The 12,077-nt window shown below is 69.5% G+C and carries 7 protein-coding genes; all 7 read left to right on the forward strand.

Going from position 1 to position 12,077, the window contains the following annotated elements:
- The 7 genes from dnaA to gyrA all read left to right on the forward strand — a co-directional run bounded on the left by dnaA (position 1) and on the right by gyrA (position 11,551).
- Complete coding sequence (gene dnaA, locus ACQPZP_RS00005) at positions 1-2,052, forward strand: chromosomal replication initiator protein DnaA (RefSeq protein WP_433475537.1); 2,052 nt, start codon at positions 1-3, stop codon at positions 2,050-2,052.
- Between the two features lie 664 nt (positions 2,053-2,716).
- Complete coding sequence (gene dnaN, locus ACQPZP_RS00010) at positions 2,717-3,916, forward strand: DNA polymerase III subunit beta (RefSeq protein WP_433475538.1); 1,200 nt, start codon at positions 2,717-2,719, stop codon at positions 3,914-3,916.
- 113 nt (positions 3,917-4,029) lie between these two features.
- The gene (gene gnd, locus ACQPZP_RS00015; protein WP_433475539.1) at positions 4,030-4,950 is read left to right on the forward strand and encodes a phosphogluconate dehydrogenase (NAD(+)-dependent, decarboxylating); all 921 of its coding nucleotides are present in this window, start codon (positions 4,030-4,032) and stop codon (positions 4,948-4,950) included.
- 33 nt (positions 4,951-4,983) lie between these two features.
- Positions 4,984-6,126 (forward strand): DNA replication/repair protein RecF, encoded by a 1,143-nt coding sequence (recF, locus tag ACQPZP_RS00020; RefSeq protein ID WP_433475540.1) that lies wholly within the window; start codon positions 4,984-4,986, stop codon positions 6,124-6,126.
- Entirely contained in the window at positions 6,123-6,650 is a 528-nt protein-coding gene (locus ACQPZP_RS00025; RefSeq protein ID WP_433475541.1) for a DUF721 domain-containing protein, read from the forward strand. Before recF ends, ACQPZP_RS00025 begins: the two co-directional genes overlap by 4 nt.
- Before the next feature lie 373 nt (positions 6,651-7,023).
- Positions 7,024-8,961, forward strand: coding sequence for a DNA topoisomerase (ATP-hydrolyzing) subunit B (gyrB, locus tag ACQPZP_RS00030; RefSeq protein ID WP_433475542.1), 1,938 nt, complete (start codon positions 7,024-7,026; stop codon positions 8,959-8,961).
- 85 nt (positions 8,962-9,046) lie between these two features.
- Positions 9,047-11,551 carry a DNA gyrase subunit A gene (gyrA, locus tag ACQPZP_RS00035; RefSeq protein ID WP_433475543.1) on the forward strand — a complete coding sequence of 835 codons (2,505 nt, stop codon included), beginning with the start codon at positions 9,047-9,049 and terminating at the stop codon, positions 11,549-11,551.
- The last annotated feature ends 526 nt before the right edge of the window (positions 11,552-12,077 follow it).

Here is a 12,077-nt window from a genome sequence, read left to right on the forward strand (position 1 = left end):
ATGGACGGTCAGGATCTCGGATCGGTCTGGGCCCGCACCCTCACCGCACTGTCCGAGAGCGATCTGTCACCGAGCTACCGCGCATGGTTGCCCATGGTCCGCCCGCTGGCGCTCGTCGAGGGGACGGCCCTGCTGGCCGCGCCGAACGAGTTCGCCAAGGACGCGCTGGAAACGCGCCTCCGCAACCTCATCACGCAGGCCCTTTCCCGCGAGCTGGGCAGGGAGATCCGTGTCGCGGTGACCGTCCAGCCGGAGCCGCCCGCAGGCGCCCGTCCGGGCACGGGTGAGCCGCTGGGCGCACCGATCCCTGGGCCGGGGTCCGGGCTCGGCATGCACGAGCCCACACCTTCTTCTTATGGCGAGCCCTTCGGTGACCGCTCGCATGACGACCGCGACCGGGATCGTCCCTACACGGATCAGTCCTACGGTGACCAGCAGTACGGGGACCCGTCGTCCTACGGGGAACGCAGTGACCGCCCGTACCCGGAACAGCCGTACAACGACCAGGGGTACCGGCCCCAGTCGGGAGTTACCCACAATCCCGGTCCGCCCGGAGGTTATCCACAGGGTCAGGATGACGATCGTGGAGCGTATCCGCCGCCGCCTCGCCCACCGGCGTATGGAACGGGCCCGGGCGGACGCGGCCCGGCACCGTTCCAGGGGCGCGGCTACACCGGCTACGGAGGCCAGGAGAACTTCGGTGGAGGGCAGGAAGGGTTCGGCGGCGAGCCTCCGGGACGTCCGCCGCACTCTCACCTGAACGACCGCACGCTCGGCCAGCTGCGCCCTGGCGGCCGCTCCGAGCAACCGGGCCGCGACTCCCAGCACGGCGGGAACGAGCCACCGCTCGGGCACACCGACGACACGTTCCAGAACGGCGAGCAGCCCTTCCCCGGCGGCGAACAGCAGTACGGCGGCGGGGAGCAGACCTTTCGGGGCGAGGGCGCCTTCCGGGACGAGGAGGTCGCCGACCCCCGCGCCCCCGCGCCGGCGCAGCCGGCCGGCGCGTCCGAGCATGCGCGCCTGAACCCCAAGTACACGTTCGAGACGTTCGTCATCGGCTCGTCCAACAGGTTCGCCCATGCCGCCGCCGTCGCGGTCGCCGAGCAGCCGGCGAAGGCGTACAACCCGCTGTTCGTCTACGGCGACTCCGGCCTGGGCAAGACGCACCTGCTCCACGCGATCGGGCACTACGCGCAAAGCCTCTTCAACGGGGCCCGCGTCCGCTATGTGAGCTCCGAGGAGTTCACGAACGACTTCATCAATTCGATCCGCGACGGAAAGGCGGACGGGTTCCGCCGCCGCTACCGGGATGTGGACATCCTCCTCGTCGACGACATCCAGTTCCTTGAAGGCAAGGAGCAGACGCAGGAGGAGTTCTTCCACACTTTCAACACCCTGCACAACGCCAGCAAGCAGATCGTGATCTCCAGCGACCGTCCGCCCAAGGAGCTGGTGACGCTGGAGGACCGGCTGCGCAACCGGTTCGAGTGGGGCCTGACGACCGACGTCCAGCCGCCCGAGCTGGAGACGCGGATCGCGATCCTGCAGAAGAAGGCCCGCCAGGAGGGCCTCGCCGCGCCGCCCGACGTGCTGGAGTTCATCGCCTCGCAGATCGCGACGAACATCCGCGAGCTGGAGGGCGCGCTGATCCGGGTCACGGCGTTCGCGAGCCTGAACCGGCAGTCGGTCGACATGAAGCTGGCCGAGATCGTGCTGAAGGACCTCATCCCGAACGACTCCGGACCCGAGATCACCGCCGCGATGATCATGGCGCAGACGGTGGAGTACTTCGGGACGACGATCGAGGACCTGTGCGGCCCGTCCCGGTCCCGGATGCTCGTCACCGCCCGGCAGATCGCGATGTACCTGTGCCGGGAGCTGACGGAGCTGTCCCTCCCCAAGATCGGGCAGCAGTTCGGGGGACGCGACCACACCACGGTCATGCACGCCGAACGCAAGATCCGGTCGCTGATGGCCGAGCGCCGCGCCATTTACAACCAGGTCACGGAGCTGACGGGACGCATCAAGCATCAGGCCCGCAAGCGCTGACCGGCCGCGCCGTACACATTGTGGACAGACCGGTGCCGCCCCTGTGGACGGGCTCCGAACGCCTCGTCCACACCCTGTTCCGGGCAAAGAACCGACAAAGGGCGCGACTGTCCCGAGAATCGGCGCCGCTACTCACAAGTTGTGGAAAACTCTGGGGATTTTCGCGGATAACCCTGTGGGCAACCGTTGGAGAAGCTGAGGATGAACAGTGGACGGAGGTGGACCGGCTGTGCACGGCCGCCCCGCCTCCTGGGGAAAACCGGTGGAAGAGTTGGGGACGGCCTGGGGGCGGACCAGGCGATCTCCCGTCCCGGTGTCCCCAGCCACGGCGAACGGACGGCGAACCGGCGGAAGACCCGTGGAGAACTCGTGGATAACCGGGGGATGACATGAGGACGACCTGTGGGGATGATTTCGCCGTCCCCAGGCGCCGCCGCGCCGTCCACGCCCCATGCACAGCGCCCGTGGACAGAGAAACGCGGTCTCACCTGGGACGATGGCCTCTGTCCACACTATCCACCGCCCCTATTACTGGTACTGCTCTACTTCTCTATCCAAAAAAAGATCCACCTCAAGTCAGGGCCTGGGGACAACGCGCCCCGAGCGCCCCGGCCCAGTCGAGATCACCTCACCGTTGTCCGAAACCTGCAGGAGGCGGGTCCACTTGAAGTTCCGCATCGACAGAGACGCCCTGGCCGACGCCGTCGCCTGGACCGCGCGCACGCTCCCGGTCCGCCCCCCGGTACCGGTCCTGGCGGGCATGCACATCGTCGCCGGAGGGGAAGACAGCGGCGACAGCGCATCCGCGGCGGCTGCGTCCGCCGGCCATGGTGGGTCCGCGTCGAACGCCGACCGGCTGAAGCTGTCCGCGTTCGACTACGAGGTCTCCGCCCAGGTGTCCACGGACATCGACGTCGAGGAGGCCGGGACCGCGCTGGTGTCCGGACGCCTTCTCGCCGAGATCTCGCGCAGCCTCCCTCCCCACCCTGTGGAAGTGACGACGGATGGCGCGAAGGTGATGCTCCGCTGCGGAAGCGCGAAGTTCACACTTCTCACCATGCCTGTGGAGGACTACCCGACGCTCCCGGAGATGCCGCCGGCGGCGGGGTCGGTGGGCAGCGACGAGTTCGCGGCCGCCGTCTCCCAGGTCGCGATCGCCGCCGGCAAGGACGACACGATCCCGATGCTGACGGGCGTCCGGGTGGAGATCGAAGGCGAGACCGTCACGCTGGCGTCGACGGACCGCTACCGTCTCGCCGTCCGTGAGCTGCACTGGAAGCCCGAGCGGCCCGACTTCTCCGCCGTCGCGCTCGTCCCCGCCCGGACGCTCGCCGACACCGCCAAGTCGCTGACGGCCGGCGCGGAGGTGTCGATCGCGCTCGGCGGGGCGGGCGGCACCGGCGAGGGCATGATCGGCTTCGAGGGCGGCGGCCGCCGCACCACGTCCCGGCTGCTGGACGGCGACTTCGTCAAGTACCGGTCGCTGCTGCCGAGCGAGTACGCGGGCCTCGCCGAGATCCAGACAGCGCAGTTCATCGAGGCCGTCAAGCGCGTCTCGCTGGTCGCCGAGCGGAACACGCCCGTCCGGCTCTCGTTCAGCCAGGGCGAGGTCGTCCTGGAGGCGGGCACCGGGGACGAGGCTCAGGCCGTGGAGGCCCTGGAGGCGTCTCTGGAGGGCGAGGACATCGACATCGCGTTCAACCCCGCGTTCCTCCTCGACGGGCTCTCCGCGATCGGCTCCGACGTGGCTCGGCTGTCCTTCACGACCCCGACCAAGCCGGCCGTCCTCACCGGGAAGCCGCCGCAGGAAGGGGAGAACCCGAACTACCGTTACCTGATCATGCCCGTCAGGCTGTCCGGATGAGCATGACCCCCCGAGGGCATGCCCTGGGGCGCGCCGGGGACGATGGTTCCGCGGGGGAGCCGAGCCCCCGCGGACGGCACGGGTAGTCACGGACTGGGGAGAGTGAGCGTTTCATGGAGCTTGGGATCATCGGCCTGGGCAAGATGGGCGGCAACATGGCCGAGCGGCTGCGCCGCGGCGGCCACACCGTGGTCGGCTACGACCGCGACCCGGGGGTCAGCGACGTCGGCTCGGTCCAGGAGCTGATCGGACGGCTGTCCGCGCCGCGCGCCGTCTGGGTCATGGTGCCGGCGGGCCAGCCGACCGCCGACACCATCCACAGCCTGGGGGAGGCACTGCAGCCGGGCGACATCGTGATCGACGGCGGTAATTCACACTATGTGGACGACCAGAAGCACGGCGAGGAACTGGCCGCCAAGGGCATCGGGTTCGTCGACTGCGGTGTGAGCGGCGGCGTCTGGGGCCTGGAGAACGGCTACGCCCTCATGGTCGGCGGGGACGACGACAACGTGAAGCGGCTGATGCCGATCTTCGAGACGCTCAAGCCGGAGGGGGAGTTCGGCTTCGTCCACTCCGGGAAGATCGGCGCCGGCCACTTCGTGAAGATGGTCCACAACGGCATCGAGTACGCGATGATGCAGGCGTTCGGCGAGGGCTACGAGCTGATCGAGGCCAGCCCGCTCGTGAACAAGGTGCCGGAGACCTTCCGGAGCTGGCAGGAGGGCACGGTCATCCGCTCCTGGCTGCTGGACCTGCTGAACCGCGCGCTCGCCGACGACCCCGAGCTGGACGATCTGCGCGGCTTCGCCAACGACTCGGGCGAGGGCCGCTGGACCGTCCAGGCCGCGGTCGAGCACGCCGTCCCGCTCCCCGCGATCAGCGCCTCCCTGTTCGCCCGCTTCGCCTCCCGCCAGGACGATTCGCCCGCGATGCGGGTCGTCGCCGCCCTCCGCAAGCAGTTCGGCGGCCACGCCGTCGAGGCCGTCGGTGACGGCGACTCCCCCGGCGCCGACGTCAACCCGCCCGCCGTCTGACGGGGCACGCGGAAGGCTCTACGCTCGTGTGTCGTGCACGTCGCCCACCTTTCGCTCCAGGACTTCCGCTCCTACCCGGCCGCCGAGGTCGCGCTGGAGCCGGGGGTCACGGCGTTCGTGGGCCCCAACGGGCAGGGCAAGACGAACCTGGTGGAGGCCATCGGGTACGTCGCCTCGCACGGCAGCCACAGGGCCGCGACGGACGCGCCGCTCGTCCGGCATGGGGCGCCGCGTGCGATCGTCCGGGCCGGTGTGGTGAAGGACGACCGCAAGGCACTGATCGAGCTTGAGATCAACCCGGGCAAGGCGAACCGGGCGCGGCTCAATCGGTCCCCCGTCCCGAGGCCACGCGAGATCCTGGGGATGCTCCGGACGGTGTTGTTCGCCCCCGAGGACCTCGCGCTCGTGAAGGGGGATCCGGGGGAGCGGCGCCGGTTCATGGACGAGCTGCTCACCGCGCGGGCTCCACGGTTCGCCGGTGTGCGCTCGGACTATGACCGCGTCCTCAAGCAGCGCAACGCCCTGTTGAGATCGGCGGCCGCGCATAGGCGCTCCCCCAGCCAGGAGGTGCTCGCGACCCTGGACGTGTGGGATTCGCATCTGGCACGTACGGGATCGGAGCTCCTGGCGGCCAGGCTGGACCTGGTGAACGCACTCCGTCCGCTGGTGGCCCGCGCCTATGCGGCGCTTGCGCCGCACAGTGGCGCGGTCGACCTGATCTACAGGAGCTCCCTGGGGGACGCGGAGTTGTCCACAGACCGTGGACAACTTGCCGAGCAACTGCTCGCGGCGACGGGCGAATCACGTAAGCAGGAGCTGGAGCGTGGTGTGAGCCTCGTCGGGCCGCACAGGGACGAGCTGGTCCTGCGCCTTGGGGAGCTTCCAGCGCGTGGCTACGCCAGCCACGGTGAGTCGTGGTCGTTCGCGCTCGGGCTCCGCCTGGCCGCGTTCGACCTGCTCCGCGCTGACGGCGACGACCCGGTGCTCATCCTGGACGACGTGTTCGCCGAGCTGGACACCGGACGCCGCAGCCGGCTGGCCGAGATGGTGGCGCCGGCCGAGCAGGTCCTCATCACGGCGGCCGTTCCGGCGGACGTCCCCGCCGAACTGACGGGGGGCTCGTATACCGTCTCCGACGGCCAGGTCGTCCGGGGCTCCGAGGGGGCGAACGCGTGAGCGATCCACAGGATGTGCACAACTCCGCCGACGAGGAGACCGCCGGCGAGGGGGCCGCCCCGGCCAAGTCGGGGATCGAACTGGCGCGGGAGGCGCTCGCCCAGGCGAAGGCGGACGCCCTGAAACGGGGCACCCTTCCCGGCCAGAAGCGCAAGGGCAACGGCCGGGTCGTCCGCGTGCGGGAGCCCGGACGCGGCGGTGATCCGAAGCTGTTCGGGGCGGCGATCCGCGATCTGATGGCGTCCCGCGGCTGGGAGCAGCGGGCGGCCGTCGGCGGCGTGTTCGGCAACTGGGCGGGCATCGTCGGCGCGGAACTGGCCGAGCACACCCGCCCGGACCGCTTCGAGGACGGCGAGCTCACCGTCGCCGCCGACTCGACGACGTGGGCGACGCAGTTGCGCCTGCTGTCGTCCACCCTGGTCCGGCGGCTGAACGAGGAACTCGGGCACGGCACCGTCCGGAAGGTGAAGGTGGTGGGCCCCTCCTCCGGGCCGCGCCGGACGGGCGCCTGGCGTGCCCGCTGAGCCGGCGCGCCGGGGCGTCCCCCTCGGCGGGCGCCGAGTGTCGGTGGCGGGTGGGAACATCTGTTCGGGGGTCACGGTCTCCAGTTCAGCGGCCAGCGCCACGTAGGCCAGAGAACCCCCCAGGCCGTATGGGGGGATGTGGCTCCAGGGTCGATCGGCCGCCACACGCGCATACAGAGCTTGTGAGTGCCACTTTCTGTCGTGTCACCCGGTAGAATGATTCCGGGTTCAGGATGCTGCGCCGCCATGGGGTGCCCGGGGCTCTGACCAAGAAGAACCAGAGCATGACCCGGGTGCCTTCATGTGTGTTACGGGGCACACCGCGCCTCCCTCGGGCGCGGGGCGGCGGACGTCCCCGGCAGGAGGATCTCCTTTGGCGTACGACGCTAGTTCGATCACTGTCCTTGAAGGGCTTGAGGCGGTTCGCAAGCGCCCGGGCATGTACATCGGCTCGACCGGTGAGCGCGGCCTGCACCACCTCGTCTACGAGATCGTGGACAACTCGGTCGACGAGGCCCTGGCCGGCTACGCCGACGAGATCGTGGTCACGCTGATGGCCGACGGCGGTGTCGGCGTGCTCGACAACGGCCGCGGCATCCCGGTCGGCGAGCACCCGGTGGAGAAACGGCCCGCCATCGAGCTGGTGCTGACCACGCTGCACGCGGGCGGCAAGTTCGACGGCAAGTCCTATGCCGTCTCCGGTGGCCTGCACGGCGTCGGCTCCGCCGTGGTGAACGCGCTGTCCACCCGTCTGGAAGCGGAGGTCCGCACCAACGGCCACGTGTGGCGTCAGTCCTACACGTGGCAGGGGCCGGAGACGGAGCTCAGCCAGGGCGAGGAGACCGATGAGACCGGAACCCTCATCCGGTTCTGGCCGGACCCCAGCATCTTCGAGACCACCGAGTGGAACTTCGAGACCCTCTCCCGCCGCATGCAGGAGATGGCGTTCCTCAACCGCGGCCTGTCCATCACGCTGCGGGACGAGCGTCCCGACCACATCAACGGTGAGCCGCACGTCGTCCGGTACTGCTACGAGGGCGGCATCGAGGACTTCGTCCGCTACATCAACGCGCGCAAGGACGCCGCGCACGAGTCGGTCGTCTACTTCGACGACGACACCACGGGCATGTCGGTCGAGATCGCCATGCAGTGGAACTCGTCCTACGCGGAGTCCGTCCACACCTTCGCCAACACGATCAACACGGCGGAGGGCGGCACCCACGAAGAGGGGTTCCGCGCGGCGCTGACCACGATCGTCAACCGGTACGCCCGCGACAAGGGCCTGCTGCGCGACAAGGACGACAACCTGACCGGCGAGGACGTCCGCGAGGGCCTCACCGCGATCATCTCGATCAAGCTGGCCGACCCGCAGTTCGAGGGGCAGACCAAGACCAAACTCGGCAACACCGAGGCCAAGTCGTTCGTGCAGAAGGCGTGCAACGAGCACCTGCGCGACTGGTTCGAGGAGAACCCCGGCGAGGCCAAGGAGATCATCAACAAGGCGTCGCAGGCGGCGCGCGCGCGGGTCGCGGCGCGGCAGGCGCGCGACCTGACCCGCCGCAAGAGCCTGCTGGAGTCGACGTCGCTGCCCGGCAAGCTGTCGGACTGCCAGTCGACCGACCCGGCCAAGTCGGAGCTGTACATCGTCGAGGGCGACTCGGCGGGCGGCTCCGCGAAGGGCGGCCGGAACCCGCACTTCCAGGCGATCCTCCCGATCCGCGGCAAGATCCTCAACGTGGAGAAGGCCAGGATCGACAAGATCCTGAAGAACAACGAGGTGCAGGCGATCATCACCGCCCTCGGCACCGGAGTGCACGACGAGTTCGACATCAGCAAGCTCCGCTACCACAAGATCATCCTGATGTCGGACGCCGACGTGGACGGCCACCACATCAACACGCTGCTGATGACGCTGCTGTTCCGGTTCATGAAGCCGCTGATCGAGGCCGGGCACGTGTACCTGTCCCAGCCCCCGCTCTACAAGATCAAGTGGGACGCCCGGGGCAACGAGGCCGACTACGCCTTCTCCGACGCCGAGCGGGACGCGATCATCGAGGCCGGGATCGCCGCGGGCAAGCGCGACCCCCGTCCCCGCGACCAGGTGCAGCGCTTCAAGGGCCTCGGCGAGATGAACGCCAACGAGCTCTGGGACACCACCATGGACCCCGACAACCGGGTCCTGCTGCAGGTCCAGCTGGACGACGCCGCCCAGGCGGACGAGCTGTTCAGCGTGCTCATGGGCGAGGAGGTAGAGCCCCGCCGGGAGTTCATCCAGCGCAACGCCAAGGACGTGCGCTTCCTCGACATCTGAGGCACCCGCCTGGGCCGGGCTCCCATCGGCCTGACTCCCACAGGCGCCGGTACTTCCTTCCCACCGAGCAGAAGAGGTCTTGAGAGTGACGGACGTGACCACAGAGGGCGGCCACCCCGGCGAACGGATCGAGCCGGTCGACATCCAGGTCGAGATGCAGAAGAGCTACCTCGACTACGCGATGTCGGTCATCGTCGCGCGCGCGCTGCCCGAGGTACGGGACGGCCTCAAACCCGTGCACCGCCGCGTCCTGTACGCGATGTACGACGGCGGCTACCGGCCCGACCGCGGCTACTTCAAGTGCGCCCGCGTCGTCGGCGACGTCATGGGGAACTACCACCCGCACGGCGACTCCGCCATCTACGACGCGCTCGTCCGGCTCGCGCAGCCCTGGTCGATGCGGTACCCGCTGGTCGACGGGAACGGCAACTTCGGCTCGCGCGGCAACGACCCGGCCGCCGCCATGCGGTACACCGAGTGCCGCATGGCGCCCCTGGCGATGGAGCTGCTGCGCGACATCGACAAGGAGACCGTCGACTTCTCCCCCAACTACGACGGCCGCTCGCAGGAGCCGGACGTCCTGCCGTCCCGGTACCCGAACCTGCTGGTCAACGGGTCCGCCGGCATCGCGGTCGGGATGGCGACGAACATCCCGCCGCACAACCTGCGCGAGGTCGCCGACGGCGTCCGGTGGTACCTGGAGAACTACGGCGCGTCCGACGAGGAGCTCCTTGAGGCGCTGATCGAGCGGGTCAAGGGCCCCGACTTCCCGACCGCCGGCCTCATCGTCGGCCGCAAGGGAATCGAGGAGGCCTACCGCACCGGCCGCGGCTCGATCACCATGCGGGCGGTCGTGGAGGTCGAGGAGATCCAGGGCCGCACCTGCCTCGTCGTCACCGAACTGCCGTACCAGGTCAACCCGGACAACCTCGCCCTCAAGATCGCCGACGGGGTGAAGGACGGCAAGCTCGACGGCATCGCCGACGTCCGCGACGAGACGTCCGGCCGGACGGGGCAGCGCCTCGTCATCGTCCTCAAGCGGGACGCCGTCGCCAAGGTCGTCCTGAACAACCTGTACAAGCACACCCAGCTGCAGGAGACGTTCGGCGCGAACATGCTCGCGCTGGTGGACGGCGTGCCGCGCACCCTGCGCATCGACCAGTTCGTCCGGCACTGGGTCGCGCACCAGATCGAGGTCATCGTCCGCCGCACCCGGTTCCTGCTCCGCAAGGCCGAGGAGCGCGCCCACATCCTGCGCGCCCTGCTCAAGGCCCTCGACCGGATCGACGAGGTCATCGCGCTGATCCGGCGGTCCCCGTCGGCCTCGGAGGCGCAGCAGGGCCTGATGAGCCTGCTGGAGATCGACGAGATCCAGGCGCAGGCCATCCTCGACATGCAGCTGCGCAAGCTCGCCGCCCTGGAGCGCCAGGCGATCACCGACGAGTACGACAAGCTCATGACGGAGATCGCCGACTACAACGACATCCTCGCCTCGCCGGAGCGGCAGCGGCGGATCGTCGGCGACGAGCTCGCCCCGATCGTCGAGAAGTTCGGCGACGAGCGGCGCACCGAGATCATCCCGTTCGACGGGGACGTGTCGTACGAGGACCTCATCGCCGAAGAGGACGTCGTCGTCACGATCACCCGCGGCGGCTACGCCAAGCGCACCAAGACCGACCTGTACCGGGCGCAGCGGCGCGGCGGCAAGGGCGTCCGCGGCGCGCAGCTGAAGCAGGACGACATCGTCGACCAGTTCTTCGTCACGACGACGCACCACTGGATCCTGTTCTTCACCAACAAGGGCCGGGTCTACCGGGCGAAGGCGTACGAACTGCCCGATGCCGGCCGCGACTCGCGCGGCCAGCACGTCGCGAACCTCCTCGCCTTCCAGCCGGACGAGCACATCGCCCAGGTCATGGACCTGCGCGACTACGAGGTCGCCCCCTACCTCGTCCTCGGGACGAAGAAGGGCCGCGTCAAGAAGACCGCCCTGCGCGACTTCGACTCGCCCCGCACCGGCGGCATCATCGCCATCAACCTCGTCGACGACGACGAGGTCATCGCGGCGCGGCTGGTGTCGTCCGACGACGACCTGCTGATGGTGTCCACCGGCGCCCAGGCGATCCGGTTCCGCGCCGACGACGAGTCGCTCCGGCCCATGGGACGCGCCACGTCCGGCGTGATCGGCATGCGTTTCGAGGAGGACCAGGAGGTCCTCAACATGCTGGTCGTCCAGGACGCCTCCGACGACGTCCTGGTGGCCACCCGGGGCGGCTACGCCAAGCGCACCCGCGTGGACCAATACCCGCTCCAGGGGCGTGGGGGTAAGGGCGTCCTCACCGCTAAGATCGTGGAATCGCGCGGAATGTTGGTAGGGGCCTTGATGGTCGGCCTGGACGATGAGGTGTTCGCGATGACGTCCAACGGCGGCGTCATCCGTACCACCGCCGCCGAGATCAAGCAGTCCGGCAGGCAGACCATGGGGGTCCGCCTCATGAACCTCGCCGACGGGGACAGCGTGGTGGCCATCGCGAGGAACGTAGAGTCCATGGAGGACTCGGACGACGCCGAAGGGGGCGACGGTGAGTGACGTATCCAGCATCGTCACCGAGCCGCTAGGGCAGGAGGACATGTGAGCACCGAGCCCGGCAACGACGAGGACGGGCCCGGCACGGCCGACACCGCCGAGGACGGTGCCGCCAAGGACGGCGGCACCCGGAAACCGGGCGCGGCCAAACCGCGTCCGGCGCGGCCGGGCTCGGCGAAACCAGGCTCCGCCAAGCCCAAGGCGAAGCCCGCCGGCAAGCCCGGCGCGAAGCCGGGCAAGACCGTGGCCGCCGCGTCCGCCAAGTCCGGGCGGGACGAGACGGTCGTCGACATCGACCCGGGCGCCGCGGCCTCCGCCGAGCCGGACAGCCCCGGGACGGAGGAGACACGGACCGACCTCGCCCAGATCGGGGAGGAGAACCGGCCCACGGCCGGCGCGTCCGAAACCCCGGAGATCGCCCCGGTCAAGGACACCGCCGAGCCGCCCAAGGACGAGAAGCCGGCACCCTCCTCCTCGCCTTCACCGGCCCCGTCGCCCTCCGGCTCGGCAGGCTGGACCAAGCCCGCCG

Origin of the sequence: Spirillospora sp. CA-142024, assembly GCF_050942325.1 — a bacterium.
Lineage (GTDB): Bacteria > Actinomycetota > Actinomycetes > Streptosporangiales > Streptosporangiaceae > Spirillospora.